We start from the raw sequence: 26,820 nt of genomic DNA on the forward strand, positions 1-26,820 counted from the left end.
AAACCTCTTCCTTTTCGTCGACAAATTTTCAAAAAATTCAGAACGGCGTAACCAATTTTTCATCATATCGCAATACCGTCATTTTAGATAACCTAAGGGCACGGTAAACGTGTATATTTTTCAATTTACAGGATTTTAAAACGCGTAAAAACGATCTTCTTATATACATCTGGTATTTAGCAGATTTTGTCGTTCTATACCGGAATTTTAACACATATATTGTAATATATTGTAGCCTGTGCTTTAATTCAACTAACGGCGTCAAGGAAAGATGATGAGGGGGAGAAGTCCTTGTTAATTGCGTTGAAGGAAAGTGTGCTCCAAGTTCTCCTTGCCGTTATATCGGCGGGTTTTTTCTCTATATTAACGGATTATGGGGATAAGAAAAAGGTTTGGGGCGGCAATCTGCTTCCTGGACCCACTCAAGGAATACTGTATTTGTGTTGCTTACCAGCCATATTGCTATGTACACTCTTTCAATATCAGTCTCCGTATGGTCTACCTTCTAATCTCGGTATTATTCCCCTTGCTGTTGGCATCATGTACGGTAGACGTCGCACTGCCTTTGTGCTCGCTGCTTCCGCACTGATGGGTGTCCTGATTATAGCCCAGTCGACAGAAATGTCCCCAATGTATGTGGGCACTGGTTTTATCCTTTTTCCTTTTATGCTCCTGCATGTCAAGTTTTTTCAAAGAGGAACATTGCTGGACAAAAAGCTCCTGATCTCTGCATATGTTGTGGCTGATATGCTGTTTAAGGCGATATTTCCGCTACTGTGGGGCAAACAGGATGTTTCTGTATACATTCCTGACTTACTTACAACGTTTTGGAATATGGGTGCAGGGGTGCTGGCAAGTTTTACGGTCGTGAGTCTAATGCATAATGCCTTTGAGAAACTGACGCTTCGGCGTGATGTGACTGAGTTTACGAGCAAATACTTAATTGAAGTGGATAAGCTGCGTCAAGTTATGGATTTGATGCCGTTATCTCTTGTTACTCTGGACAGCGAAGAACGAGTTATACATATGAACAAAACGATGCTGGAACTCTATCGAAACTACGATCCCTACATTACACTGCCTGAGATAGTGGGTCGTCCATTGAGCACGTTATATGGTTTTGACACTTTACCTGTGGTTAACGAACGAGTTGCGAAAGCATTGGAAGGAGAGGCGGGTGCTGATTTTATAAATGTTACTCCCAAAGTATTCTTCTCCAGTTTCCTTCCTATTCGGGATAAACATGTAAACCAAACGACAGGCGTCATTATCGCCCTGCAAGATATTACAGAGCTTGAGACGCTGCGCAGTGAGCTGGGCAATTTCGAGAGGCTCAGCCTGGTTGGACAGATGGCAGCGGGCATTACTCATGAAATACGTAATCCGATGGCGGTTGTGCGTGGTTTTTTACAGCTTATGCGTGAGAAAAGCCCAGAATCCCTCAACCATTATTACCGCATTGTGATGGAGGAACTTGACCGGGCGAACGGGATTATTAACGATTTTCTTTCACTGGCCCAGAATCGAATTGTCGAGAAGGAGCAATGTCATCTGCATGATATTATTCGCGAACTGACGCCTTTATTGTGGGCAGATGCGAATCTGAGGGGGCAGACGATTGATCTAAAGCTGGAGGATCATGTGACGATGCTGCATTTGAACCCTAAGGAAATAAAGCAATTGCTGCTTAATTTATCGCGTAATGCGATGGAAGCCATGGGGGAAAAGGGAGTGCTGACCATTTCTACTCATGAGGAAGGGGATTTCGTGGAACTGGAAGTAAAGGATACAGGGCCTGGAATTTCGCAAAAACAGCTTGAAAAGCTGTTCCAACCTTTTTACACCACCAAAACGAAAGGTACAGGTCTGGGTCTGGCCTTATGTCAAAGTATAGTGGAGCGTCATCACGGTACGATTGCCGTAGATTCGGTGGAGGGAATGGGCACGCAGTTTAAAGTTCGATTGCGCAGAACCGTCCCGACTTACCGGGATCATTCTGAGCCTCCTGTCATGAGTCCGATACAGAAATAATCGTTCAAAAATATAGCCGGATTTTTGCAAATTACGTGAAAAAGATTGTATAATGAAATTTAGATGTCCATGCCTTTACTACGGCAAAGGATGAAATTAGAAACGTACTATACATGATTTTCGGAAAAGGAGTGAAAGAATATGTCTATGTCTTTCGATCAATATATGAGAGATTCAGTTCAGCCGATGCGCGATGAACTGACGAATCTTGGGATTCAGGAACTGCGTACCTCTGAAGATGTGGAGGCCAAGCTGCCTAATAGTAAAGGAACAGTGCTGGTGGTTGTGAACTCGGTATGTGGTTGTGCCGCAGGCCAATGCCGCCCGGGTGTGGGTGAAGCACTGAAGCATGATATTACGCCAGATCATCTGTATTCGGTTTTTGCCGGACAGGACAAGGAAGCAACGGCAAAGGCTCGCGAATTTTTCGCACCTTACCCACCGTCTTCCCCTTCTATCGCGCTGTTGAAAGACGGCGAGTTGGTTCACTTCATCGAGCGTCATCAGGTGGAGGATCGTTCGGCAGATCAGATTGCTGCTGATTTGACCAGTGCATTTGATCGTTTTTGCCGGTAAGACTGCTCAAGCTATGCCCCGCATTTTTCGCCTGCGAAACTTGCCGGGGCTTTTGCATGTTGGCTTGTGAAGGAAATTCCTAAAAAAGAGGTGCTTATCTGATGAGTTTGCAGGAACAGATTATTGCTGAATTGGGAGTACAGCCTACGATTAACGTAGAGGCAGAGGTCCGTAAGCGTGTGGATTTCCTCAAGTCGTATGTAACGAAAACGGGAAGCAAAGGGCTGTTGATCGCCATCAGTGGCGGGATTGACAGTGCCGTAGCAGCTGCTTTGTGCAAGCGCGCTACAGATGAATTGACGCAGGAACAAGGAGACGAATACAAAACGTTGGGTGTATTCCAGCCATACGGCCAACAGGAAGATATCGAGCATAGCTACGCGGTTGCCAAAGCGTTCGACCTGAAATATGCCGGGGAAACGAACATTAAGGAAGCCGTGGACAAGGTTGCCGTGGAAGTGGAGCATACGTTAAAGGATATTGGTCTTGAGCGTTCGATTACTCCGCAAGTGAGAGGGAATGTAAAGGCAAGAACACGGATGGTGGTTCAGTACGCACTTGCGAATGAGCTGAATTTGCTCGTCGTTGGCACAGATCACGCTTCCGAAGCCATCACAGGCTTTTATACCAAATGGGGCGATGGTGCGGTCGATATTACGCCACTTAGCACGCTGAACAAACGTCAGGTGCGCTTGCTCGCCAGCTATCTCGGAGTTCCGCAGGCCATTTTGGACAAAGCGCCTACAGCTGGATTGTGGGAAGGCCAGACGGATGAAAAAGAACTGGGGATCTCCTACGAAGCAAACAGTGACTATCTGGAAGGCAAGGAAATTGACCCGGCGGCACGCGAAAAGCTGGAAAGCTTCTTTACACGTACTGCGCATAAGCGGACAAGCATCCCGGGAGTCTAAGCATTAATCATTATGTAATTTTAAAATGCTCAAGCGAGGATTTTGCAAAATTCTGAAGTAAATAAATGCGGCGATCCGCCCGGCGGATCGCCGTTTGTATTGAAGGGGTAATAATTAATTGGCGATCCACTCAATGAAGCGGCGGGTTTCGGTAATCGCCTGATCCAGTGGAAGACTGCCTCCCTGGAATGGATGAACGGTATTAAAGGTATGATTGCCGCCTTGAATTTGTACCCATTCGATGTCGGGACGAACGGATGTGAGCAGGGCAGAGCCTTCTCGTAGACGTTTGGAATCTTCGGTTCCCTGGATCAGTACAGCTGGGAGCTGGCTGTTGGCAAGTCTGTCTACAATGGCAAAACGCTGGCGATTTTGTTCCAGGTCTTCCAGAATGATAGCATCCAGCGGGAGCTGTTGCCCGGTTCTGGCGTTCTCCACATAGCTGCGTCCCTTGGCGCGCATTTCTTCTTTTTGCGGTAAAGTAAACAGATCAAGATCTGTCACGCCATTCCATGAAATGACGCCAGCAATCTCGCCGGGATGATCTAGAGCATATACAAAGCAGCTTCCCGCGCCTCGGCTATGACCTAACAGAAACAACGGCAATTCTCTGAACTCATGACGGGCTCTCAGATTGGATAGCAATAGTTCCAAATCCTCTTGTTCGCGGCTATAGGTGTTGCGTGCGAACTTTTCCAGCTCGGTAAAATTCTCCAGATCCTCACCTATGCCATTATGTGAAAAGTTGAAGGTCACAACATGGTTATCCATACTCAATGCTTCTGCTATATAGGGGAACATGCCCCAATCCTTAAATCCTTTGTAGCCATGAGCGATGATGAGCAGGCTTTTGGCTGTATTTTTAGAGGGAAACCAGGAAGCCCGGATCACCGCATCTGTTCCTGCTTCGGTACCTGCTTCAACAATAATGGTTTCTGACATCCTATCCTTCCTTTCTACGGGAATTTTTTTAAAATGGGCATATCAGCTGAATTTCAAACATTCATCTACAGCCTTTCTTATTTTAACATATTTTGGTGCTGTTTTTACGCCTTTGTGACTCGCCAGGGTGTGGACGCACTGTTACAATAGATCCAGTAAAGTATAAAGGACGGGGAATACCCAAATGATCTACGGAATTGGACATGATGTGCTGGAAATAAGCCGTATGGCTCATATTTTGGCAGGTAAATATGCAGATGCGTTTTTGAATCGGGTGCTGACCCCGGCAGAACGTGAGCTTGCTGTGGAACGCAAGGGTAGACTAACGGAGTTCGTAGCAGGGCGCTTTGCTGCCAAGGAAGCGATAACCAAAGCCTTCGGTTGCGGAATTGGGCAAATCATCGGGTTCGGCGATATGGATATTTTACCGGAACCTGGGGGGAAGCCAGCCGTTTATTTGTCTTCATCCGCGTGGGATCGACTGAGATTGCCGAATACAGGTGACTCAAATTACAGCATTCACTTGAGTATTACACATCAGCCTAACATTGCCTCTGCTTTTGTGATTGTCGAATATAAGGAGACGTGATGTGATGACTACAAATACATTGGAACAAAAGCGTTATTTCAGCTTTGAACTGTTGAATTGGTATACACGTAACAAACGCGATTTGCCGTGGCGACGTCATCGGAATCCTTTTTATATCTGGATCTCGGAAATTATGCTTCAGCAGACGCGTGTCGATACGGTCATTCCGTATTTTAATCGCTTTATTGCACGCTTTCCTACGATTGAAGCGCTGGCGGAAGCACCCGAGGAGGATGTGCTTAAGCTATGGGAAGGACTGGGCTATTATTCACGGGCCCGGAATTTACAAACTGCGGCAAAACAAGTAGTTGAGCTTCACGGCGGGCAGGTGCCAGATGATACACAAGCTGTTGCTGCACTGAAAGGAGTAGGCCCGTATACGACGGGGGCGATTATGAGTATCGCCTTCAATCGACCAGAGCCTGCTGTGGACGGGAATGTGATGCGTGTGCTGTCGCGTTATTTTCTCATTGAAGAGGATATTATGAAAGGCAGCACGCGGGCACATATGGAAAGTCTGGTACGGGAGCTGATTCCCGAAGGAAGAGCCTCTGATTTTAATCAGGCTCTGATGGAGCTAGGCGCACTGGTCTGTACGCCGAAGTCGCCTCATTGTCTGACCTGCCCGGTCATGGAGCATTGCTCGGGCAGGCTGGCAGGTCGCGAGGAGACACTGCCAGTCAAGACCAAGGCAAAGCCGCCGCGGCTGGAGCCGCGCTCCGTCGCTCTCATCGAGGGCAGCGGAGCGAACACCGGCCGCCTGCTCGTACGGCAGCGCCCGGCCAAGGGCCTGTTGGCCCGCATGTGGGAGCTGCCGCATGAGCTTGCTGTGCCGGAGGGCTACAACGGCCCGGTGCCAGATGAGCCCGCCATGAACCATCTGGCGGCTCATTTGCTGGCAGAGGGCGTGCTTGCGCGCCCGGTGCGGTTTGTACGTGAGGCGGAGCACACGTTCAGCCACATTCACTGGAACCTGCGTGTGTTCCAGTGTGAGGAGGTCGCCGCCCCTGCCGGGGAGGCGGGAGGCCCCCCGCTGGCTGCCGAGCAGCGGGCCAGCTACAGCACCGGAGCGAAGCCGGGTGCGTTGATTGCGCTGGCTGAGCAGGCGGAGCACGCGCGCTATGTGCTGCCAGCGGGGTACCGCTGGATCAGCGAAGCCGATATGGCCACCTTGGCGTTTCCCAAGGTGTTCCTCGATCTGATCACCGAGTATTATGCGAAGCAAAAAGAGAACTGATGTTAATGAAATAACTGTCAGTAAAAGACAAAGTGTTTAATTTATCCTATAAAATGGAAACGGCGACAACTAAGGACGAGAAAATAAAGTCCTAGACTGTCGCTGTTTCCCTTGAACTAACGTTTCCCGTTAGCGGAATGCTCGCTAACCGTAACAACATTAGACGTACCTTTCTCGCGTATTGTTCTCTCCACCCCTAGAGTCTTCGCTCTTGTCCCCAATGGGGTTAGATTTGATTTCACATAACAAGCTATCTCCCCCTACCTGAATAAATAATATTCCTTAACTGGATGACCTGACTTTTAAGCTCTTTCTCTCTCTCCAAAAAGTAGAGCGAAGCTTGCAGCAACGGGAAGTTCGGTTCCGCTTTACGAGTTTCGTTCTGGATAAAATGGTAAACCTCTTTCAACTCCGAACGATGTTTTGCGCCGGATGGAAGAACATTAAGGGCCGAATCCATCTCCCGGAACAGCTCGGTAAGGAACTGCTCTCTCTCCCCTTGGCGGTCCTCGAGCCCCCAGCTTAAATACCTCTCGAACGAAGCCTGTTTCAGCAGAGGCTTCAGGTTAGAGGCCATCATATGCTTAACGAGCACATTGAGCTTATCCAAAATGAACCTTGCCGTTTCCTCAAGCGATAGAGACTTTTCTTCATAAACGATCCAAAATAAGTACTCCTTCAGAATCGCACGATAGATGGAAACCAAATCCCACAGGAACGGATAAATTTCTTCGCCATAAACCTGTATCAAGCACTCTTTATGCCATCGGATGAGCCGCCCTCTAACCTTGTGTCTAAGCGGCTGGAACTTGGGATCCTGTTGGATGGGGAGCTCCGTGAATTCGATCAGAATATGCTTGTATTCCATAAAATAACGGAATCGCAGAATGATCTGCTGCAGAAACTGCTCTTCTGGCGAGAGTTCGGGAAAGCGTTTCAGTTCATCGACTTGATCAAAATAGGCGTTATGGCATTGATCAAACACCTCGCTGAAGAGGTCTTCCTTGGAAGGGAAATATTTATAGACTGATCCTTTGGCAATACCGCAATCCTCGGCAATATCCTGTATCGTCGTCGAAAGAAACCCATGTTCCTTAAAAAGCTTCATCGCCGATTTTAAAACCTCTTCCCTTGTCACACTCATAAGAAAAATCTCCCCCTTGACTATTCATGAATGATAGTACAAAATACGGAACATGAAGTCAAATGACTATATGTTCGCGTAATTAGACATACGGTCAAATCGAAGAGATGAGGAGAACATACAGAATGGAACGATTATGGGATCCACAAAAAACAGCGTTGGTTGTTATTGACTTGCAAAAGTGGATAGGAAATCAATACGCCCCTTATTCTGCTGAGCAGGTAGTGTCTAACGCCGCAGCCTTGGCAGATACTTTCCGTGAGCAAAGCTCAATGGTTGCACTGGTCCGGGTATCTAGTAAAGATTTGAAGGATATCCCGCGTCCTAAGTTGGATTCGCCTGGACCACCCCTGAATCTGCCTGAAGGATGGGATCAAATCGTCCCGGAAATGCGGGTCACCGAGACAGACCATATCATCACGAAGAAGCAATGGGGGGCTTTTTACGGAACGGAGCTCGACCTTCAGTTGCGCCGCCGAGGAATTGATACCATCGTCTTATGCGGCATCGCTACTGAGTTGGGCGTTGATACGACTGCGCGGGAAGCGTTTATGCATGGGTATCAGCTGATTTTGGCGATTGATGCTATGACTGGATTTTCCGAAACCGGGCATGATTACGTAAAAAATTTCATTTTTCCACGCATCGGGCGTACCCGGACAACACAGGAAATCCTCTCTGCCCTTTCAGGCAACTGTTTATAGTTGAAAAAATGACTTTCCCATTCCCCGTGTATTATTTGACCGAATACACGAAGAACGCCACAGCTTGAAACTCGCTTTGCGTTTGCTGGGAATCTCATCTGGCCATACTTAAAGGACGATTATGTGTTCCCAGGGTGCACATATTGGCTGACGGCATGGGATACGACCTGCTGCACCAAATATACAAAGTAACCGCTGAATGATATAGAGCGAACGGCTCGTCGCAATTGGCACGCGCTTCTTGTATAGCAACCAGCATGAGTTCCGCAGTGCCCAATGGGACGAGTACGCCTAGTGGCGCAGCGCTAATGCTAATAAATTTGCATAATTGCCAGTGGAATTGGTGGTGCTCTTTTAAACGGTCTTTTCCAATCATGAGCTGCGCTTTTATTGTCTTTCGTAAGGCCATACGATTTATCGAAAGCTTTAAACTATCCTGCCCGTTAGTTAAAGGCAGCCGATCACTATGATCGGCTGCCTTCTTGTCTTTTATGAGCTATCGTTTTCCGTTAGCATAATGACTTAATGTGATACGGTTCACCGTGCTGTCTGTAACGGCAAGTTTAATGGTCATCTACACGGATGGCCTTCTTAGCGTTATAAGCTACAAACTTTACAACGATTACTCAGATAACGGACGACAGCATCAATAAGAGCAAGTCGGGAGAAACGAACGCGTTCACGAAATGGTTTGTAAAATACGAATGATTTCTTTTTCGATAACGGAATCGTCAACAGTATCCAGATACTCAGGACTAATTACTTGATACTGTTTCATCTTATAAAATTCCATAACGGCTTGTTTCAAGGTGAGATCATACCATTGAATACTAAAGGTCGGTTCCATAATGCGCCGAAGCGTAGCATCGTCTTGAACTAAGGACAGCGCAACGTGCATTCTGTTAAAAATCTTTTTATCCATACCGGATTGAAAAAAAGATTGTAAATTTTTAATTCTATTTTGTTGAGCAACGGAAATATTTTCAAAAAGTCGTGGATAAAACTCCTTAAGGTCTTGCAGGAACAAATCGGATAAATAAATAACACCTATTAACGATTCCAGAAACGTTTTTTGAAAGCGATCAATATATGAAACGGAATCATCATATACAACGGTGTCAGCCTGCTGCAAGTACTGAATTCCATACTCTACAACCTGTTCGATGATTTCATCTTTGGATGAAAAATGCTTGTAAAGCGTCACTTTACTAATATCCATATGTTTTGCGATATCGTCAATTTTCAGTTGGCTGAATCTGGTTCTTCTAATTACAGGTTTGATTTTATTAAGATATTGATCTGCGCTCATGGGTTTTCTCACGATTGAAGCCTCCTCTACCGCTCGTCAAATCATATTATATCAAAATAGAGGTATCAATAAACAATGTTTAAAAAGATTATTAAATTAACTAATTTTATTAAATTAGTTTACTTAGTTTATTTATCCGATGTATAATCTCTCTTGTAATGAATATCCAATCAAGGAAGGGATAACGGTCCCAATAAGCGATATCATTTCTCGAAATCACATTAAAAAAGGAGATTACACAATGAAAATCACAGTTCTCGGCTCACTCGGCAATATTAACCGCAACTACCTCCCATCCCTAATCGCAGACGGCCACGATGTTACCGTCATCACAAGCTCCAAAGATCGTATCGCCGACATCAAAGCGCTCGGTGCCAAACCAGCGGTCGGCTCAAACCTCGATGTCGAATTCCTCGCGCAGGCTTTTGCAGGTAGCGACGTCGTCTACCTCATGATTTCAGGTATCCATTATGTCTCTGGCACCGACATGTGGCAGACCGCCATTGATCTTTCTGAAAATTATAAGGCCGCTGTGCTAAAATCAGGCGTAAAAAACGTCGTCAACCTCAGCTCAGTCGGCGCCGACAACCCAAACGCCGGCATTCTCTACAGCTATCATTTTGCAGAAGAAGCGCTAAACTCGCTTGAAGACGTGAACGTTGTCCACATCCGCCCTGTCGGCTTTTACAGCAATCTTTTTGCCGACATGCAAAGCCTAAAAACCCAGCAGACCATCTTCAGCCCAATTTCAGTTGACATCCCACAAGGCTGGGTCAGCCCCGTTGATATCGCGGACGTCGCTTACGCCCTGATTTCTCACACCCCATCGGGTAAAAGTGCGAAGTTCATAGTTAGTGACTGGGCCACAGGTAACGACTGGCTTAATGCCCTTGCTGAGAATGGTATCGAGGCCAAATACCAACAAATCCCCGTTGAAGCTCTTGCTGAGAATATGAAAAAAATCGGCTTCCACGAAAACACTGCCAATGCCTTTGCCCAAATGAACCGCGCCTGCGAGAACGCCGACGAGTTCTACGCCAGCCTCCGTGCCACCGACTACCACCTCGGTAAAGTCAAGGTCGAGGACTTTGCAAAAGTTTTTGCAGATGTGTATATTAAATCTGTTTAAACAGCGAGAATACTGTTTAACCTGCGGATGAGAACGCGCCTAAGTGCGCTATTTCTTTCGATAACTTGAGACCTCGAATAGGGTTTACTATGACTTGGTTTTGACATATAAAGAACAAAGCTCGCTGAAGTGACAGCGAGCTTTGTTCTTTATTGATGAATGCGCACAAAAAATAACCTTACCTGTGATAAGGTTCATATCGATTGACTTTAAACTAATCTGCTCGTTAGCTTAATGAAATAGCGTCAGTCTAATGTAGTGTAGTGCTTAGGAGAAAGAAAATAAGCCCCTCACTTTGATTTGGAGGTTAAATCATTTCCAATTAATAAAGGGATAGGCTCTCTTTGGCATTAAATAAGGCGTGGTAAAAGCCAATTGATTGAGCTATCGTTTCCCGTTAGTTCAATCAATTCTGTTGCCATCGTATATGCTGGTGATGAACCAAGTTTCCTACATTACTATATCGTCTTTCATAAGTTTCTGGTACAGGGCTATCTTCTCGTTGGCAAGGGAAATCATGCGCTCAAGTTCCTGTCGTTTGGATTCCAGTTCCATCAGATGCTTCTCAAGAATTTCTATCCGTATGTGTAAGGCAGGAGTAAAATTAGCAAGTTCTTCCCCTTGTTGAATTTTATCCAGTACACATCCGTCACGAGTAAATTCCGTGATCTCCTCAAGCGACAATCCCAATTTTTTTAATCTAATTAAACATTGTATATATGAAACCTCACTTTCGGTATAAATACGTGTCCTTCCATTTCTTCGATTTGGTTCCTGTAACACTCCAATTTTTTCATAATAGCGAATCGTATAAGGAGTTAACCCCGTTCTTTCTGATACTTGGCTTATAGTAAGCATTGTTTTATATGTCACTCCTTTTTTCTAAACCAAAATTTAAAACTATTATACATCTTTAAGTCAATTTAAAGTCGATATTTGCACCTCTAACTTCATTTCAAAGTTTGTGCTTGATTTCTAGTTGACTCTAACTTGTAAGCTAAAGTTGCTTATTGATATACATGAAAACAAAAAACAACCTAAAGATAAAAGGAAATGGTGTCAAACTTATTTTGATGGAGGTATAAACAATGAACAACAAATATTTCACGATTCAACAAGCAGCGGAAGGTATCTGGGGTGCTATTTCGGTACCTGGTAGTGGTTCTCTGGGGAATGCGGCAATTATTGACCTTGGGGATTTGACCGTTGTTGTGGACACAACCAACCTACCGCATTCTGGTGCTTTGTTACGTCAATCCGCAGAGCAATTAACGAATAAACCAATTAAATATGTGATCAATACTCATTTCCATGGAGATCATGTCAACGGCAATCAGGAATTCATGGAAAGTGATTTTATATCTACCGTTTGGACAAGAGATTTGCTATCTGAAATGGGTAAAGTGAATATTGATCTAATGCAACAAAACATTCAGAAGTTAATAAATAGCCTGCATCAAGTACATTCACAAGAAAAAAATCCGCACATGTTAACCGAAATCGGTTATGATCTTTCTGTGCAGAGAGCTCTATATAATGCTATCCCTTCCCTTCGTAGAGTGATACCCACGATAACTTTTGACGATAAACTAGTTATAAAAGGAGCAAAACGCACTGTCGAAGTTTTATCCTACGGAGGCGGCCATTCTTTAAGCGATGCCGTTGTTTACGTGCCTGAAGAACGAACCTTAATTGCTGGTGATTTAATAACCAACAAGACGATTCCGGTCATGCCATACGGTAATCCATACGCTTGGATACGCATCCTAAAACGCATTCAAAGAGATCTGAAGGTAGATACTGTTATTCCCGGGCATGGGGATGTGTCCACTCCAGATAAAATTCTAGATGTCATTCGCTTTTTAGAAAAAACGATCGCTTATGTGTCTGAAGCTGCGACGAGCGGAAAACCAGAGTCTTACTGGTTAAATGAAGGTGTACTAAATGGTTATGAAGATTGGCATCTAGCTCAGTATTTCAGATGGAATTTTCGCTGGCTCTTCAATACAATGCTTGTTCAAAATAATAGATGAGACACAACTAGAACTCCCTTTAACTCCACCAAATTCAAAAGGCCAGTTCTGAATGTCAAACCGGCGGCACGTTTGGGTATTTTCAAACGTAATTGGCAGTCTACTTGTTAGGTTAACCTGCTCGTTAGCTTAATGAAGCAACGTCAGTCTAATACTTTATTTTTCAGTCTAGAACTTTATTTTCTTTTGACAATAGCGGCAGTATGGACATGAGGTTGATCCATACTACCGCTATTTTTTGTTTCTGGAACGAATATGCCTAACTTACTTGCGAGCGAAGGTGTTATTTTGGAGAATTTTTTCGGTATTCGGATGGAGTTACCTTGTTGACCGTTTTGAACATCTTGGAGAATAGGAGTACATCTTTATACCCTACAGACCGAGCAATATCTCCGATTTTAAGGGAAGTATTTCTTAATAGGGAGCACGATTTTTCCATCCTCAAATGTAATAAAAATTCCTGCGGTGACTTATTTAGTTGCTGTTTAAATAAACGATGCAAATACGAACGGTCAATTGAAATGTACTTGGCAATATCACTTACGGTAATGAAGTGTGAATAGTTTTGTTGAATGAAGAGAAGCGCTTCTTTAATATACCGCTGCTGTCTTACCTCAGGGTTGACTTCCTGATTAGGGTAAAGTTCAAACATCAGATACAGAAATTCATACAGCTTGGATGTAAGCAACAGGTCTTTGTTGGATTTCAGCGTAGAAGAAACCACGATGCTCTCCATACAGCGGGCAAGGCTGCCCTCCGCTTCAAACCGGAAAATGGGATTGTCCCTATGGATACAGGTCCGGCTTAGATATTCTTTTGCTTGCACCCCATTAAAACCAATCCAGGCATATTCCCATGGGTCGAGCTCATCCGCTTCGTAGTAAATTAAAACCTTCGGTTCAATAAAGAAAGCATCGTTTTTCTCCAAATGATAGATTTTATCGTTGACTTTAAAGATCCCTTTTCCTTTTAAAATAAAATGCACCATATACCCGCTTCGAATGGCTGGACCATAAGAGTGTTTGCTGGTACAGCTCTCTTTGCCACATGTGTATAGATTGAGATCCAGATTGTTATAGGAATGATTGGAAAAATGCGAACTCATTTGGTTTCACCCCTTAATTCATCTCTGCATATTATCACACTGTTTCATATAGAGTCTACATTATTCCATATAATTATTAAAACTATTCAATTATTATTAGAATGTAAACGATAAGCAAACAACATAATTTATAATTTTGGGAAATCATACTATTAGCGCTATAAGGGGGTTGCTATGGCTATATACATCGATAAAGAGAAGCTTCTATTCCATTTACAAGGTAGCAATACAAGTTATGTCATGCAGGTTATACGAGGTGGTTATTTATCCCATTTGTATTGGGGAAAGAAAATTCAGAACTATCGGGGGAGCAATAGAATCATCTTTATGGATAGAGGATTTTCGCCCAATCCCGATGGCGAGGATCGAGCCTTTTCACTGGATACCATCCCGCAAGAATATCCGTCATTTGGGAATAGCGATTTCAGGATTCCTGTGTATCAGATTCAATTGGAGAATGGTTCTACCGTGACCGATTTCCGGTATAAAGAACATCGGGTTTTCCAAGGCAAACCAAAATTGAAAGGGCTTCCTTCTACGTATGCAGAGGATGATGGCGAAGTAGCAACACTGGAAATCGTCCTTGAAGACCCATTAATTGATGTAAAGGTTGTACTATCCTATAGCCTATATCAAAAGCGGGATGTCATTACCCGTTCAGTCCGTTTCGAGAATGAAGGTCGGCAACAGCTAAAACTGCTTAGAGCGTTAAGTGCCAGTGTGGATTTTCGAGATGATGAATATGAACTCATTACCTTGTACGGTGCGCATAACAATGAAAAAAATATAGCAAGGAGAAAAATTTTACCCGGAATTCAAATGGTAGACAGCTGCCGTGGCGCTAGCAGCCCTCAACAGGCACCCTTTATGGCACTTGTAAGAAAAGGGACAGATGAAGAACAGGGTGAAGTGTACGCCTTTAATCTGGTGTATAGCGGGAACTTTACGGCCCAGACTCAGGTAGATTCCTATCGGAACACAAGAATCACGATGGGGATTAATCCTTTTGATTTTACATGGCTGCTTGAACCAGAGGAATCGTTCCAAACGCCAGAAGTGGTCATGGTATACACCGAAAATGGCTTGGGCGGTATGTCGAGAATTTATCATGATTTATACAGGAACAGATTATGCCGTGGGCCTTTTCGTGACAAGGAGCGGCCGATCCTGATTAATAACTGGGAAGCTACCTACTTTAACTTTGATGCCAACAAGATTGAGCAGTTGGCGAAGGAAGCTCAAAGTGTGGGAGTGGAGCTGTTTGTATTGGATGATGGGTGGTTTGGAAAACGAGATGATGACAATACTTCATTAGGCGATTGGGTGGTGGATCGTCGCAAACTTCCAGATGGATTGCCGGATCTTGCAAACCGCATTCGAAATCTGGGTATGGAGTTTGGTTTGTGGTTTGAACCTGAAATGGTATCCATAGACAGCGACTTATACAGAAAGCATCCCGATTGGTGTATCCATGTCCCTGATCGTCCGTATACGTTGGGAAGAAATCAGCTTATGTTGGATTTATCGAGGAAGGAAGTGTGTGAGTACGTTATTAAATCGGTTTCGGATATTTTATCGGATGTTCCAATTACTTATGTAAAATGGGACATGAATCGTCACATGACGGATGTGGGTTCGGCAGCCTTGCCACCTGAGAGACAAAGGGAGACTGCGCATCGTTATATCCTAGGACTCTATAATATTATGGAAGAGCTTACATCAAAGTTCCCCAATGTCTTATTCGAGAGCTGTTCTAGCGGAGGAGGCCGTTTTGATGCCGGCATGCTCTATTACATGCCTCAGACCTGGACGAGCGATAATACGGATGCCATTTGCCGACTGAAAATTCAATGGGGAACAAGTCTTGTCTACCCTCCGATTACCATGGGGGCACACGTTTCCACAGTACCCAACCATCAAGTGGGCAGAATAACTCCCTTGGAGACAAGAGGTTATGTCGCCATGGCCGGGAATTTAGGATATGAGCTGGATTTGACGACGTTAACCGTTGAAGAAAAAGAAGTGGTGAAAAAACAGATAGCTCTATATAAAGAAATGAGATCGCTCATTCAGTTTGGAAATTTTTACAGAATAATTAATCCGTTTGATGAAAATGAAGCCGCATGGAACTTTGTGTCGGAGGACCAAACGGAAATGGCGGCCAGCTATTTCAAGGTTTTATCCCAACCCGCTGCCGCGATTAAAACGTTAAAATTCAAAGGTTTGAATCCAGACTACGTTTATAGAAATGTAGAAACCGGTGAGCTGTTCGGCGGTGATGAATTAATGCATGTCGGCATAACGCTTGCCAGGGTGAAGCAAGACTTTTTAGGCATGTTCTGGAGATTTGTTAAAGAAGAGATCTGATTCAGCTAGGGGAGGGTTTACTAGATGGAAGCAAAAGAAAAGCGGTATAAGCACATTTCTCAAGAAATTTTAAAATATATCGGTGGTGAAGAGAACATTATCGGTGTGGCCCATTGTGCCACAAGATTAAGAATTGTACTTGAGGACAATGAAAAAGCGGAATTAAAGAAGATTGAAGATATTGATCTGGTTAAAGGTGTTTTTATAGCGGGGGATCAACTGCAGATCATTTTTGGAGCAGGGTTGGTCAATAATATCTATGCCGTGTTCTCCAAACTGACCGGAACAGAAGATATGTCATTAAGTGATGTCAAATCAAAGTCCGCACAAAAGCAAAATCCTTTTCAAAAAGCCATTAAATCGCTGTCAGATGTTTTCATTGAGATCATGCCGGGAATTCTCGCCGCCGCATTGTTAATGGGGATAACCGGGCTGTTAGGTCAGAAGGGGTTATTTGGTCCTAAATCGATTGTGGAGATGTATCCAATTTTTCAAGGTATTAATCGCTTTGTTCAAATCGTTTGCACGGGTATTTTCACCATCCTGCCGCTGCTTGTTGTTTATTCTGCAACCAAGAGATATGGTGGTCGTCCTATTCTGGGGCTTGTGCTGGGTGCGATTATGCTTCATCCGGCCCTGGCGGATGCCTTTGAGGTAGCTAAAGGGAGTCAAAATCCGGAATCGATCAGTCTTTTCGGCCTTCCCGTACAGTTGGTTGGATTTCAGGGTGGTATTATTATTGCGCTAATGATGGGATATGTGGTAGCCAAGTTGGATCAGTTTTTTAACAAAAAGGTTCCAGACATGATTAAACTATTTTTGGCTCCTTTGCTGACGGTCTTTGTTTCTTCCCTGCTATTGTTCACGATTATCGGCCCTCTTGGGCGAGAGTTGGCCAGTCTGGTCACCGTTTCGCTGCTTTGGATGACGCAAAATCTTGGAATATTCGGTTTTATGTTTTTTGCAGGCATTCAGCAGATCATTGTTATTACAGGCTTACATCATGTTATGGGTGCGGTAGAAGCGCAGCTGTTAACCGATACAGGCAGAAATTTTATCAACCCATTGGCATCAGTAGCTTTGATGGCTCAAGGGGGCGCTGTATTGGGGTATATTCTTTTGAATCGCAAAGACACTAAAGTTAAAGAAATGGGTTATTCTGCATTCGGGTCTGTACTTTTTGGAATCTCGGAACCAGCGATCTTCGGGGTCACTTTAAAGTATAAGTTCCCCTTAGTTGCTGGATGCCTCGGAGGAATGGTTGCGGGAGCATATGTATATTTAAGTAAACTGACAGCCATAGGATTCGGAACCACGGCTCTTCCGGGCTTTGCAATTGCAGCGTCGGATTATCACGGTCATATCAATTATCTTGTCGCTCATCTTATTGCCCTGTTATGTGGAGCATTATTTACCTTGGCTTACGGTGCTATCAAGAGCAAGAGGTCACGAGCCTGAACCAAAAGAACATTAGCAGGTTGAAAAAAATTAAGCTTTTATGAAAACGGTTAAAGGAAGAGAATATTTGTGGAATGGACAAGAGAGCATAGATGAAAAATTAAAAGGGCCGTCCTCCGTCGTTATAAACGACCGAGGATGGCCCTAAGTTTTACATAGGTATGCATGTACATTCGTTAAAGCTAATCGATACCACCATCGCTTTCAATCAGCCCTTTGCCGATTACATTGGCCGAAACCGGAGGCATGCCAAGCTCCCGAGACCATATGGACAACTGCCCAATATGGTGGATCTGGTGGGCAATGACATGACGCATCACCTCGCCCCAGGCATCCATTACAATCCTGCCGTCCGGGAGGTGATCTTCAAACCTTTTCCGTTCCAGACCATCATGCCAGGCGAGCACGAACGGCTCAACATCGAGTCGGGATTTTGCATCCAGCTCACGGACTTTGTCGAGCGTATCATACAGAGAGAAGTCCTCCTGAAAATCGGGTTTGCCCTGAATTGTTTGAATCCAGCTCCACTCCACATCAACGATATGAAAGAGTGTCTTTAGAATGCCGCCGACTCCGCCGACACGTTGTTTCAGTAATTCCTCCTGCGACACCTCTTCACACCAGCGGTACCATTGTTCCCGAATCAACCAGTTGTAACGAAAAAAAGTCTGCATCCATCAACCTCCAGAGCCATATTTGAGAATCATCTCCACCAGTTTACCATGGAATGCCAAAAGGGCTGTCTCATTCGTAGAAAATCTACTTTTGAGACAGCCCTTATTATAGGATAAGAATGTTGCTACTGGCTTATTTCTTTGCAGCCGCGTAACGTTTGTTGACTTCATCCCAGTTGATTACATTGTAGAAAGCTGAAATGTAGTCTGGGCGTTTGTTTTGATATTTCAGGTAGTAAGCATGCTCCCAAACGTCCAGTCCAAGTACCGGAGTCAGACCTTCAAACAGCGGGCTATCTTGGTTTGGAGTGCTAGTGATCGCCAGTTTGCCGTCTTTGCCGACAACCAACCAAGCCCAGCCGCTACCAAAACGAGTTGTAGCTGCTTTAGTGAAGTCTTCTTTGAATTTGTCATAGCCGCCCAGTTCATTGTTGATTGCTTCAGCAATTGCATCTGTTGGCTGTCCGCCACCGTTAGGACCGATAACTTCCCAGAACAGGCTGTGGTTGTGATGTCCACCACCGTTATTGCGAACCGCAGTGCGGATGCTTTCTGGAACGCTGTCCAGATTAGAGATCAGATCCTCCAGGCTTTTGCTTTGCAGTTCGGGAGCGCTCTCCAGAGCTGCGTTCAAGTTTGTAACATATGTGTTATGGTGACGATCATGGTGAATTTCCATTGTCTGTGCATCAATGTGCGGTTCCAATGCGTCTTTTGCGTAAGGAAGTTCTGGTAATTGAAATGCCATAGTAAAATCCCTCCTGGTTATATGGTTGGGTAAGTGTTCCTATGTAATAATACCCTCGACAGTTATATTAAACCGCATTCAGCATATTTAATCAACATTTTTGTTTGTAAAATAGCAAACTGGGCAATACGGCCTGGTAGATAGCATGTCCAAAAACCCGCTTGGAATACACAATACATAGGTAATAAGAGGTAAATTGTGAACATTAAAATGTAAACGCTTTATATACAGCGCTTACATGAGAAAAAGGGATGTATTCCGTCAAAAAGTATGGTTTAATGGTCAAGGAAGCAGAAATTTCGGCTTTTTTGTCGTCTGCTATAATCTGTCATGTCTATGACATGACGAACTTGAGGGCATACACCCTTTTCCTGTTCTTCATTTCATATATAGCAGATCGTATGCATTTTTATCATAATGCCTTGTGATTAACACCATGATAAGAAATTTAAGGATTTATGTAAAAATGACGGTGCTGTCTCAATTTTTTTATTATGCTTACGAAAAGGGAGATATTACTTATGCACGTTCGTTCCTTTCAATTAAGTGATGTGAACTCAGTAACGGAACTCATGCAAATTGCCTTGTCAGAGGAGTGCTACAAAGAGACGGTGAAAGCATTTGCCCGTCAGCTTTCGTGGGATTCCGGTTTGATTATCGTTGCAGAAGAAGAGGGAGAGATCGTGGGTGCTTTGATCGGCACGATCGATCAGAATGATGGTTGTTACTATCGTATCGCTATTCACCCGGATCGTCGTCGGATGGGAATCGGCAAATCGCTTGTGGAGTCCATGGAGCAGCGTTTTCAGCAACGTAAGGTTAGCCGTATTTGGGTAGCAGGGGACAAGCATAACAGTGTGGCCATGCCTTTGTACGAAGCGATGGGCTATGGAGCAAGCCAGATTTTACAGGCTTTTCAGAAGCTGAGTATTTTGGCGCCTCATTAATCGGGAATCGAAATAAAGAGAATTGAATAACATTAAGTATAATATTTACATTTAGAGCATATCTGAGTAACCGTTGCAATCGGGTACGGGATATGCTTTTCTATTTATAACAGGGTTGAGGAGGTTTAATTATGGACGCTTTGGCTCCTTCGTCAGGCCCGCCTCCCTCGCCGGAAACGTCCAAACAAGCAGGTCGCTCTGGTTACATACGCGATTGGTTAGTCACTCTTCTGATTGCCATGGTCGTCTTGCTGCTTCTGAACCTGTTTGTATTTAACTTGTCCACGGTCAGAGGACATTCGATGCAGCCGACGCTAATGGAAAGCCAGCATTTATTCGTCAACAAGCTGGTTTATAATTTTCATGATCCGGGCAGGGGGGACATTGTGATTTTAAAAGATCCCGATTCCAAGCTGTCGAGCCCAAGATTTTTAGTGAAAAGAGTCATAGGTATTCCCGGAGATGTAATCCGAGTTGAACATAATCATTTGTATGTGAACGGTGAACTGCTAAATGAACCCTACACCAACTCTGACGTGGAGGATGGTGATTATGGTCCTTTTACGGTGGAGCCGGAGCACTTTTTTGTCATGGGAGATAATCGCCATACTGCAGCAAGCAAGGATAGCCGCTATTTTGGAAGCATTAAATCTCAAGATTTACTGGGACGTGCAGAATTTATATTTTGGCCGATATCTGAGTGGAAATGGCTATAGAGCAACTAAAGTCTGAAATTAATGCGGAACACGTCCGAACCGATCTGGACCATGACGGAGCAGGCGGTTACCGATGAGGAAAGGAAGAGGATGATGAAAGAAGTGATGGTATATACCGACGGTGCTTGTTCGGGAAATCCGGGTCCTGGGGGCTGGGGGATTGTTTTGCTGTATGGGGAACATCGTAAAGAGCTGTCAGGTGCCGAGAAAATGACGACAAACAACCGTATGGAGATCAAGTCCGTGATTGAAGCACTGAAGCTGCTCAAGGAGCCTTGCCATGTAAAAGTACACAGTGACTCTGCCTATGTCGTCAATTGCTTCAAACAGGGCTGGATTAAGAATTGGCTTCGTAATGGCTGGCGCAACAGTAAAAACCAGCCAGTGGAGAACAAGGAACTATGGGAAGAATTGTGGGAACTGATGGGTAAGCATGAGGTTGAATATGTGAAGGTTAAGGGGCACAGTGACAATGAACTGAATAATCGCTGTGATTTTCTGGCGACCAGTGCTGTTAAAAATTTACGGTAGCATCTGCTGCTATTTTCTGTTGAAATTTGAGATATGAGAATTTTGCAAATTCTCATATCTGTAATGATAAAAAGTGGAAGAGAGGTGAGTATCGGATGCAACGCGGATTGACTCAGGCGGCTGCCGGAACCGCTTCGACTTGGGCTTCGCTCAAGCAGGAAATTATTGAGGCGGCTCCAGGGCTGGGTATCGACTCCATCGGGTTCGCATCCGCCGACCCCTTTCTGTCTCTGAAAGCTATATTGGAAGAGCATCGTGCGAAAGGCTATGAATCCGGCTTTGAGGAGCCAGATATTGATAAGCGGATCTACCCGGAGCTGTATGGCTCACAGCCTGCATCTCTGATTGCTATTGCGGTGGCGTACCCTTCTAAAATGAAGGACCCGCCGAAGTCGGACAAGGGGAAGTACCGTGGTATTTTGGCGCGTTCATCCTGGGGGAAAGATTATCATCTGGTACTACGCGAAGCGATGGAAAAGCTTGAGGCTTTTATAAGCGAGCGGGTGCCTGATGCCATTATGAAAAACATGGTGGATACCGGAGAATTGTCGGATCGGGCCGTTGCGGAACGGGCAGGGATTGGCTTTAGCGGCAAAAATACGATGATGATTTCACCGACGCTGGGTTCATGGATCTATCTAGGTGAGCTGTTGACGAACATTCCTTTCCAGCCAGATGAACCGGTAACGGAGGGTTGCGGCGAGTGTACCAAATGTTTGGACGCCTGTCCTACGGGCGCGCTTGTGGGTCCTGGACAGCTGAATGCCCAACGGTGTGTGTCCTTTTTGACGCAAACGAAGGGCTTTCTGGATGAGGAGTTTATGCGGAAGATAGGGAATCGGCTGTATGGATGTGATACCTGCCAAATGGTATGCCCTAAAAATCGGGGTCTCAACTGGGATCACCATCCCGAGCTTACACCCGATCCTGAAATTGTGAAGCCGTTGCTGCTGCCGTTATTGGATTTGAGCAACCGTGAATTCAAAGACCGATTTGGACAAAGTGCGGCGGCTTGGCGGGGGAAGAAGCCCATTCAACGCAATGCAGTCATTGGACTGGGCAATTTCAAAGATATCAGTGCGGTGCCCAAATTAACGGAGATTTTATTGGATGATCCGCGTCCCGAGCTGCGAGGCACGGCGGCGTGGGCTTTGAGTCGAATAGGAGGGGAAAACGCTATGACAGCGATCAAGCAAGCATCAGAGAAGGAACAACATGAGCAAGTACGCGAAATGATCGCGCAAGCGCATTCCAAACTAGAGGAACAAGAGCAGGCAGAAGAGCTAAAGGCATCTGAATTATCAAAATCAGAAGTAACGGCCGGGGATTCACAGGGTCCAACCACCATTTATTATGATGAGATGGAGACACCTGTGGGCACGTTAACGCTGTGCGCTACGGATCGGGGGCTGTGTCGAATAGACTATGGCGTTTTTCATGCGAAGGAAGCACTGCTTCAGCAATGGGCCCGAACATGGATTGGGGAATACGTCTATGTGCAGGAGCCGGAAAAGCTGTGCGAAGCCGCGGATCAACTGCGTGAATATTTTGCCGGAGAACGACGGGAATTCAGTATAGCCTATGATTTGAGAGGCACCCCTTTTCAAGAGCAGGTATGGCGTGCACTGCAAAATATTCCGTACGGACAAAGTGTGTCCTACAAAGATATTGCGGAATCGATCGGACGAGCCAAGGCGGTACGTGCTGTGGGTGAAGCCAATAACAAAAATCCGTTACCCATTCTGTTTCCATGTCACCGGGTATCGGGTGCTAATGGAAGTTTGGTCGGTTATGCTGGAGGCTTGCCAGTTAAGACGAAGCTGCTGGAATTGGAGAAACAATAAGGACATATGTTTGCAAAAAGTGATTTGCTAGCTGTCCCATGTTTTGCTATGATAGGTTCGTGTGTAATTCAAGATGTTTCATATAAATATACAGAGGTGACGACTTCGTGGTGTGGAATATTGTCATTCCGATTATTACCCTGATTGCTGGTTTGGTTGGGGGATTTTTCATCGGTGCTTATTATCTTCGTAAACAGCTTGAGAAGATGCAAAACGACCCTGAAACGCTGCAAAAAATGGCTAAACAGATGGGTTACAACCTGAATGGGAAACAAATGCAAAAAGCCCAGCAGATGATGAAGAACCAACAGTTCTCCAAAAATCAGCCTGGTCCGCGTAAAAATCAGGGCCGTCGGAAATAATGAGCAACGTGAGTACGGATGCCGCATGAGGTTGCTGCATAGAGGAGGATTACTGTGGCTGGCGTAAAAGATTATATTAACCGCAAAGCTGCGGATAACCGTGATAAAATCGAGTACCATGTGGAGCAGATTCTACAACTGATCGGTGAGGACCCCAAGCGTGAAGGGCTGTTGGAAACACCGGCACGCGTTGCGCGCATGTATGAGGAAATATTTGCGGGTTATGAGATTGATCCCCGGGATGCGCTGGGTGTGACATTTGACGAGAATCACGAGGAGCTTGTGATCGTGAAGGACATCGTCTATTACAGCCAGTGTGAGCACCATATGGCTCCTTTCTTCGGAAAAGTGCATATCGGCTATGTACCCAGCGGCAAAATTGTAGGACTGAGCAAGCTTGCACGTCTGGTAGAGGCAGTGACCCGCCGATTGCAGGTACAGGAGCGTATTACATCACAGATCGCTGATATTTTAAATGAAGCAGTCTCCGCTCACGGGGTTATGGTGGTCGTGGAAGGCGAGCACCTGTGCATGTGTGCAAGAGGTGTCAAAAAGCCTGGTAGCAAAACGGTAACGTCTGCGGTACGTGGTACGTTTCGTGATGATGCAGCGCAGCGCGCAGAATTTCTGTCGCTGCTCAAGGATTGATCGAACATCGCAAGACGTTTATGTGATGAACAAAAAAAGGGTGGTTTACGCATAGGCGTAGCCACCTTTTTTTGTTAACATCAGAAATAGAGACGACGGGATAGCCGCCTTAAAATACAATTAGCCTATGGATAACAGCTATTTTTACAGATAGGGGATAACGTATGGAGAATGTACATAGATCAACAGAAAAAACAACAGCTTTGCCTGAGTTGCAGTGGTTTGAAGCGCCACTCGCGGCCACTCAGGAGGACGTTTTGTCTCCGCTGGCTTGGGAGGAGCTGGCCTGTCGGCAAGTAGGGAAAGGAGCTGCACCCATTTTGCATCTATGGCGGCATCCGTCAGCGCTTGTGATCGGTCACCGGGACCGCAGGCTTCCCTACGCCCCACAGGCGATGGAGCGAGTGCGCAGCGCGGGAACCTCGGTATGCGTACGCCCCTCGGGTGGAGCAGCCGTCATGCTGGACAGGGGGGTGCTGAACCTGTCCTTGATCCTGCCGAATCCACAGCGGGCTATCAGCCTGCATGAGGATTTTCGGCTCATGGCAGCGCTAATTGCCGATGCGCTGGTTCCGTGGTCTGGCGAGGCGCAGACCGGAGAAATCCCCGGGTCCTTCTGTCCCGGGGATTACGATGTCAGCGTCCGGGGCCGCAAGTTTTGCGGCATTGCACAGCGGCGCCAAGCCAAGGCGTATATCATCACAGCCTTCGTGATGATTGAGGGCAGTGGTGTAGAGCGTGCACAGGCGGTACAGGAGTTCTACACAGAGGCAGCCGGGGACACGTCGGCAGGCGTGCAGCAGCAGGATTACCCCCGGGTGAATCCAGCAACAATGGGTAGCCTGGCAGAGCTGGCTGGAGTGCCGTCTGTTGAGGCGTACACGGCATCTCTGCGCCGTGTCGTTGAGAGCCGGACAACCGTTTTACCTGCCGATGGCTGGCTGTTACAACCGGAAGGATGGACCGAACAAATGGCAGCACTCAGAGAGCGATACGATTTGCAGGTGTAGTCTGTCTTTAGCTTAGAAGCCTATTAGTGCGTGTTCAAAAAGTCGGCTTTTCAGGACCGAGAAAGTTGGATGAAGCTAGGGACTGAGTAGCGGAGCGTAGACAGATCTACGTGAGCAACGGAAGGCCCGGCTGAATTCAAGATTCGACGTCGAATCCGCTTCTTGAATAGCTTCGTTATGGAAAGACAACTTTTTGAACAACCTCTAGAAGGGTTGCCATCTCAGTTTGGAGGCTTGGGTATAGCGCTCTGCAACCTCTGGCCAGTTAACGACATGCCACCAATCTTCAATGTATTTGTTGCGTTCGGCCTGATGCTTTAAGTAATATGCATGTTCCCATACATCTAGCGCTAGCAGCGGAATGGACTCCCATTGAGTCAGATTCTGGTGCTTTTCGGCCTGCAAAATTTCAAGTCGTCCCGCGCGTGGACTCCATACCAGGATAGCCCAGCCGCCACCCTCGACCTTTTCGGCTGCTGAACTGAATTGCTTTTTGAATGCAGCGTAGCTGCCAAAATCCTTTTTAATCTGTTCAGCCAGCGGCCCACTTGGGTTTCCACCGCCTTGAGGACTCATGATCGTCCAAAAAAGAGTATGCAGATAATGGCCTGCGCCGTTGAATGCCAGTTCGCGTTCCCAATGTTTTACGAGATCAAAATCACCTGTTTTTCGGGCTTCTTCCAGCTTCTTTTCCGCTTTATTCAGGTCATTCACATAGCTCAAATGATGCTTGTCATGGTGAATGCGCATCGTTTTTTCATCAATATACGGTTCAAGCGCATTATAGGGGTAAGGGAGCGGTGGGAGTCGATGTCCTCCAATAGGAACCGACCGGCCGATTGAGGTTTTTTCCGTTGCCGAAGGTTGAGCCTGGCTGGATTTGACGCCTTTAGTCGTCCATGTGCCTTCTCCCCTTATGCCTGCCTGACGTTCTCGAAACGCTTCCTCTGGGTAATTCTCACCCTCTGTCGCTACATGATACAACCCAGCAGCCCTTGCGATGGAGCCAGGTTCTTGAAAGGGGGTTGTCGAGATTAGGAAATATTGGCTTTCATGTGCCGCGTGTAATACAACTCCAGCAGATTTTGGCTGCTGACGCAATGCATGACTGTGCTCGCTCAGCAGACCGAGCTGCCGTACATACTCCTGTGACTGGCGGTTTGCGGTTTGTAGCAAATCGTCCAATCGACGATTTAATTCTTGTGAGTCAGGCTGAGCGTTTAATGCTGACTCTGACGATGGCATCTTTACAGATGATGATGCGTCTAATCCCCTTGACTGTTTTGGAGGTTCAGTGAATTCGTGTGTATGTGCTTGTGGGGCAGCCGACAGCTGTTTCCATTCCTGATGCCACGCCTGATCTGCCGGATCAAGTGCGCTCCGTTGCTCTTCAAGCAACTCTATGGCGGTGCGTTCCGTCTGTTCGAATACAGTCCGCCAATCATCCAGCAGCCGTACATAAGTAGGCTCCAGTCCCTCGGTAGCGGATTTAATCACTTCCACATGCCAACTTTCCTGCTGCTTCCAATGCCGAATTTCCTCCAGCACACGTAAGGGCAGGAAAGACCCATAAGTACTCAGCATCGTTTTATACCTCCCGTATCCCACTATGGCTATCCGGCGGATCTGGCAGATCTGCCCTGGATGCATACGTACCCAGTATATTCGCTGTCCTATCGGGAATATGTCTATGAACTCGCTTAATTTGGTCACATCTGTTACGTAGAACAAGAATACCATGGTAAACGAAAAAGAAGCCCAGCTACGGCACGGGTTAGTGTCCGTAGGCAGGCTTCTTCAAGGTG

At 45.8% G+C, this 26,820-nt stretch carries 26 protein-coding genes; 17 read left to right on the forward strand and 9 right to left on the reverse strand.

Features of this window, described 5'->3' with window-relative positions:
- Positions 1–291: 291 nt before the first annotated feature.
- The 3 genes from ACYCS5_RS18535 (at position 292) to nadE (ending at position 3,518) form a co-directional block, all read left to right on the forward strand.
- Positions 292–2,031, forward strand: a complete 1,740-nt coding sequence (locus ACYCS5_RS18535) for a two-component system sensor histidine kinase NtrB (RefSeq protein WP_039270619.1) — start codon at positions 292–294, stop codon at positions 2,029–2,031.
- Between the two features lie 141 nt (positions 2,032–2,172).
- Positions 2,173–2,607: a BrxA/BrxB family bacilliredoxin gene (locus tag ACYCS5_RS18540; RefSeq protein ID WP_029515801.1), complete on the forward strand. Its 435-nt coding sequence runs from the start codon at positions 2,173–2,175 to the stop codon at positions 2,605–2,607.
- A 101-nt stretch (positions 2,608–2,708) separates the two neighbouring features.
- Positions 2,709–3,518 carry an ammonia-dependent NAD(+) synthetase gene (gene nadE / locus ACYCS5_RS18545; RefSeq protein ID WP_025722646.1) on the forward strand — a complete coding sequence of 270 codons (810 nt, stop codon included), beginning with the start codon at positions 2,709–2,711 and terminating at the stop codon, positions 3,516–3,518.
- A gap of 114 nt (positions 3,519–3,632) precedes the next feature.
- On the opposite strand, the gene ACYCS5_RS18550 is transcribed toward nadE, so the two are convergent.
- On the reverse strand, positions 3,633–4,460 hold the full coding sequence (locus ACYCS5_RS18550; RefSeq protein ID WP_029515800.1) for an alpha/beta hydrolase family protein: 828 nt from the start codon (positions 4,458–4,460) through the stop codon (positions 3,633–3,635).
- A 184-nt stretch (positions 4,461–4,644) separates the two neighbouring features.
- On the opposite strand from ACYCS5_RS18550, the gene acpS reads away from it, so the two are divergent.
- Positions 4,645–5,049, forward strand: a complete 405-nt coding sequence (acpS, locus tag ACYCS5_RS18555) for a holo-ACP synthase (protein WP_340884333.1) — start codon at positions 4,645–4,647, stop codon at positions 5,047–5,049.
- 4 nt (positions 5,050–5,053) lie between these two features.
- Positions 5,054–6,286, forward strand: coding sequence for an A/G-specific adenine glycosylase (gene mutY / locus ACYCS5_RS18560; RefSeq protein WP_459759923.1), 1,233 nt, complete (start codon positions 5,054–5,056; stop codon positions 6,284–6,286).
- A 250-nt stretch (positions 6,287–6,536) separates the two neighbouring features.
- Here mutY and ACYCS5_RS18565 read toward each other — a convergent pair whose 3' ends face one another.
- Positions 6,537–7,430: a TetR/AcrR family transcriptional regulator gene (locus tag ACYCS5_RS18565; protein WP_165148399.1), complete on the reverse strand. Its 894-nt coding sequence runs from the start codon at positions 7,428–7,430 to the stop codon at positions 6,537–6,539.
- 125 nt (positions 7,431–7,555) lie between these two features.
- Between ACYCS5_RS18565 and ACYCS5_RS18570 the strand changes: the two genes are divergently transcribed.
- Positions 7,556–8,134, forward strand: coding sequence for a hydrolase (locus ACYCS5_RS18570; RefSeq protein WP_029515795.1), 579 nt, complete (start codon positions 7,556–7,558; stop codon positions 8,132–8,134).
- A 94-nt stretch (positions 8,135–8,228) separates the two neighbouring features.
- On the opposite strand, the gene ACYCS5_RS18575 is transcribed toward ACYCS5_RS18570, so the two are convergent.
- Positions 8,229–8,510, reverse strand: a complete 282-nt coding sequence (locus ACYCS5_RS18575; RefSeq protein ID WP_209949419.1) for a hypothetical protein — start codon at positions 8,508–8,510, stop codon at positions 8,229–8,231.
- A gap of 303 nt (positions 8,511–8,813) precedes the next feature.
- Positions 8,814–9,455: a TetR/AcrR family transcriptional regulator gene (locus ACYCS5_RS18580; RefSeq protein ID WP_029515793.1), complete on the reverse strand. Its 642-nt coding sequence runs from the start codon at positions 9,453–9,455 to the stop codon at positions 8,814–8,816.
- Positions 9,456–9,684: 229 nt separating this feature from the next.
- Here ACYCS5_RS18580 and ACYCS5_RS18585 point away from each other — a divergent pair, with 229 nt between their 5' ends.
- Positions 9,685–10,572: an NmrA family NAD(P)-binding protein gene (locus ACYCS5_RS18585; RefSeq protein WP_459759924.1), complete on the forward strand. Its 888-nt coding sequence runs from the start codon at positions 9,685–9,687 to the stop codon at positions 10,570–10,572.
- A gap of 450 nt (positions 10,573–11,022) precedes the next feature.
- Here ACYCS5_RS18585 and ACYCS5_RS18590 read toward each other — a convergent pair whose 3' ends face one another.
- Positions 11,023–11,430, reverse strand: a complete 408-nt coding sequence (locus tag ACYCS5_RS18590) for a MerR family transcriptional regulator (protein ID WP_318627576.1) — start codon at positions 11,428–11,430, stop codon at positions 11,023–11,025.
- Positions 11,431–11,660: 230 nt separating this feature from the next.
- Between ACYCS5_RS18590 and ACYCS5_RS18595 the strand changes: the two genes are divergently transcribed.
- A complete protein-coding gene (locus tag ACYCS5_RS18595) occupies positions 11,661–12,605 on the forward strand; it encodes an MBL fold metallo-hydrolase (RefSeq protein ID WP_318627575.1) in 945 nt (314 codons plus the stop codon).
- 283 nt (positions 12,606–12,888) lie between these two features.
- On the opposite strand, the gene ACYCS5_RS18600 is transcribed toward ACYCS5_RS18595, so the two are convergent.
- Positions 12,889–13,710 carry an AraC family transcriptional regulator gene (locus ACYCS5_RS18600; RefSeq protein WP_459759925.1) on the reverse strand — a complete coding sequence of 274 codons (822 nt, stop codon included), beginning with the start codon at positions 13,708–13,710 and terminating at the stop codon, positions 12,889–12,891.
- Positions 13,711–13,884: 174 nt separating this feature from the next.
- On the opposite strand from ACYCS5_RS18600, the gene ACYCS5_RS18605 reads away from it, so the two are divergent.
- Both ACYCS5_RS18605 and ACYCS5_RS18610 read left to right on the forward strand, forming a co-directional pair.
- The gene (locus tag ACYCS5_RS18605) at positions 13,885–16,077 is read left to right on the forward strand and encodes an alpha-galactosidase (RefSeq protein WP_459759926.1); all 2,193 of its coding nucleotides are present in this window, start codon (positions 13,885–13,887) and stop codon (positions 16,075–16,077) included.
- Between the two features lie 24 nt (positions 16,078–16,101).
- Positions 16,102–17,535, forward strand: coding sequence for a PTS transporter subunit EIIC (locus ACYCS5_RS18610; RefSeq protein ID WP_459759927.1), 1,434 nt, complete (start codon positions 16,102–16,104; stop codon positions 17,533–17,535).
- A 182-nt stretch (positions 17,536–17,717) separates the two neighbouring features.
- Here ACYCS5_RS18610 and ACYCS5_RS18615 read toward each other — a convergent pair whose 3' ends face one another.
- Both ACYCS5_RS18615 and ACYCS5_RS18620 read right to left on the reverse strand, forming a co-directional pair.
- Positions 17,718–18,209 carry a DinB family protein gene (locus ACYCS5_RS18615; protein WP_459759928.1) on the reverse strand — a complete coding sequence of 164 codons (492 nt, stop codon included), beginning with the start codon at positions 18,207–18,209 and terminating at the stop codon, positions 17,718–17,720.
- Positions 18,210–18,342: 133 nt separating this feature from the next.
- Positions 18,343–18,957: a superoxide dismutase gene (locus ACYCS5_RS18620; RefSeq protein WP_459759929.1), complete on the reverse strand. Its 615-nt coding sequence runs from the start codon at positions 18,955–18,957 to the stop codon at positions 18,343–18,345.
- A gap of 521 nt (positions 18,958–19,478) precedes the next feature.
- Here ACYCS5_RS18620 and ACYCS5_RS18625 point away from each other — a divergent pair.
- From ACYCS5_RS18625 to ACYCS5_RS18655, 7 genes are all read left to right on the forward strand, one after another.
- The gene (locus ACYCS5_RS18625) at positions 19,479–19,904 is read left to right on the forward strand and encodes a GNAT family N-acetyltransferase (RefSeq protein ID WP_029515785.1); all 426 of its coding nucleotides are present in this window, start codon (positions 19,479–19,481) and stop codon (positions 19,902–19,904) included.
- Positions 19,905–20,035: 131 nt separating this feature from the next.
- Positions 20,036–20,620: a signal peptidase I gene (gene lepB / locus ACYCS5_RS18630; protein WP_459759930.1), complete on the forward strand. Its 585-nt coding sequence runs from the start codon at positions 20,036–20,038 to the stop codon at positions 20,618–20,620.
- A gap of 93 nt (positions 20,621–20,713) precedes the next feature.
- Complete coding sequence (gene rnhA, locus ACYCS5_RS18635) at positions 20,714–21,151, forward strand: ribonuclease HI (protein WP_023986996.1); 438 nt, start codon at positions 20,714–20,716, stop codon at positions 21,149–21,151.
- Positions 21,152–21,246: 95 nt separating this feature from the next.
- On the forward strand, positions 21,247–22,995 hold the full coding sequence (gene queG / locus ACYCS5_RS18640; RefSeq protein ID WP_459759931.1) for a tRNA epoxyqueuosine(34) reductase QueG: 1,749 nt from the start codon (positions 21,247–21,249) through the stop codon (positions 22,993–22,995).
- Between the two features lie 107 nt (positions 22,996–23,102).
- Complete coding sequence (locus ACYCS5_RS18645) at positions 23,103–23,357, forward strand: YneF family protein (RefSeq protein ID WP_013308742.1); 255 nt, start codon at positions 23,103–23,105, stop codon at positions 23,355–23,357.
- A 54-nt stretch (positions 23,358–23,411) separates the two neighbouring features.
- Entirely contained in the window at positions 23,412–24,005 is a 594-nt protein-coding gene (gene folE / locus ACYCS5_RS18650) for a GTP cyclohydrolase I FolE (RefSeq protein WP_459759932.1), read from the forward strand.
- A gap of 164 nt (positions 24,006–24,169) precedes the next feature.
- Positions 24,170–25,015 (forward strand): lipoate--protein ligase family protein, encoded by an 846-nt coding sequence (locus ACYCS5_RS18655; protein WP_459759933.1) that lies wholly within the window; start codon positions 24,170–24,172, stop codon positions 25,013–25,015.
- 204 nt (positions 25,016–25,219) lie between these two features.
- Here ACYCS5_RS18655 and ACYCS5_RS18660 read toward each other — a convergent pair whose 3' ends face one another.
- A complete protein-coding gene (locus tag ACYCS5_RS18660) occupies positions 25,220–26,599 on the reverse strand; it encodes a Fe-Mn family superoxide dismutase (protein WP_459759934.1) in 1,380 nt (459 codons plus the stop codon).
- Between the last annotated feature and the right edge of the window lie 221 nt (positions 26,600–26,820).

The sequence above is a fragment of the Paenibacillus sp. SEL3 genome, assembly GCF_054602585.1.

Bases quoted from the DNA above. Each gene is read 5' to 3' on its own strand.
- ACYCS5_RS18540 (WP_029515801.1), top strand. From the start codon at position 2,173: ATGTCTATGTCTTTCGATCAATATATGAGAGATTCAGTTCAGCCGATG.
- nadE (WP_025722646.1), top strand. From the start codon at position 2,709: ATGAGTTTGCAGGAACAGATTATTGCTGAATTGGGAGTACAGCCTACG.
- ACYCS5_RS18550 (WP_029515800.1), bottom strand. From the start codon at position 4,460: ATGTCAGAAACCATTATTGTTGAAGCAGGTACCGAAGCAGGAACAGAT.
- acpS (WP_340884333.1), top strand. From the start codon at position 4,645: ATGATCTACGGAATTGGACATGATGTGCTGGAAATAAGCCGTATGGCT.
- mutY (WP_459759923.1), top strand. From the start codon at position 5,054: ATGACTACAAATACATTGGAACAAAAGCGTTATTTCAGCTTTGAACTG.
- ACYCS5_RS18565 (WP_165148399.1), bottom strand. From the start codon at position 7,430: ATGAGTGTGACAAGGGAAGAGGTTTTAAAATCGGCGATGAAGCTTTTT.
- ACYCS5_RS18570 (WP_029515795.1), top strand. From the start codon at position 7,556: ATGGAACGATTATGGGATCCACAAAAAACAGCGTTGGTTGTTATTGAC.
- ACYCS5_RS18575 (WP_209949419.1), bottom strand. From the start codon at position 8,510: ATGATTGGAAAAGACCGTTTAAAAGAGCACCACCAATTCCACTGGCAA.
- ACYCS5_RS18585 (WP_459759924.1), top strand. From the start codon at position 9,685: ATGAAAATCACAGTTCTCGGCTCACTCGGCAATATTAACCGCAACTAC.
- ACYCS5_RS18590 (WP_318627576.1), bottom strand. From the start codon at position 11,430: ATGCTTACTATAAGCCAAGTATCAGAAAGAACGGGGTTAACTCCTTAT.
- ACYCS5_RS18595 (WP_318627575.1), top strand. From the start codon at position 11,661: ATGAACAACAAATATTTCACGATTCAACAAGCAGCGGAAGGTATCTGG.
- ACYCS5_RS18600 (WP_459759925.1), bottom strand. From the start codon at position 13,710: ATGAGTTCGCATTTTTCCAATCATTCCTATAACAATCTGGATCTCAAT.
- ACYCS5_RS18605 (WP_459759926.1), top strand. From the start codon at position 13,885: ATGGCTATATACATCGATAAAGAGAAGCTTCTATTCCATTTACAAGGT.
- ACYCS5_RS18610 (WP_459759927.1), top strand. From the start codon at position 16,102: ATGGAAGCAAAAGAAAAGCGGTATAAGCACATTTCTCAAGAAATTTTA.
- ACYCS5_RS18615 (WP_459759928.1), bottom strand. From the start codon at position 18,209: ATGCAGACTTTTTTTCGTTACAACTGGTTGATTCGGGAACAATGGTAC.
- ACYCS5_RS18620 (WP_459759929.1), bottom strand. From the start codon at position 18,957: ATGGCATTTCAATTACCAGAACTTCCTTACGCAAAAGACGCATTGGAA.
- ACYCS5_RS18625 (WP_029515785.1), top strand. From the start codon at position 19,479: ATGCACGTTCGTTCCTTTCAATTAAGTGATGTGAACTCAGTAACGGAA.
- lepB (WP_459759930.1), top strand. From the start codon at position 20,036: ATGGACGCTTTGGCTCCTTCGTCAGGCCCGCCTCCCTCGCCGGAAACG.
- rnhA (WP_023986996.1), top strand. From the start codon at position 20,714: ATGAAAGAAGTGATGGTATATACCGACGGTGCTTGTTCGGGAAATCCG.
- queG (WP_459759931.1), top strand. From the start codon at position 21,247: ATGCAACGCGGATTGACTCAGGCGGCTGCCGGAACCGCTTCGACTTGG.
- ACYCS5_RS18655 (WP_459759933.1), top strand. From the start codon at position 24,170: ATGGAGAATGTACATAGATCAACAGAAAAAACAACAGCTTTGCCTGAG.
- ACYCS5_RS18660 (WP_459759934.1), bottom strand. From the start codon at position 26,599: ATGCTGAGTACTTATGGGTCTTTCCTGCCCTTACGTGTGCTGGAGGAA.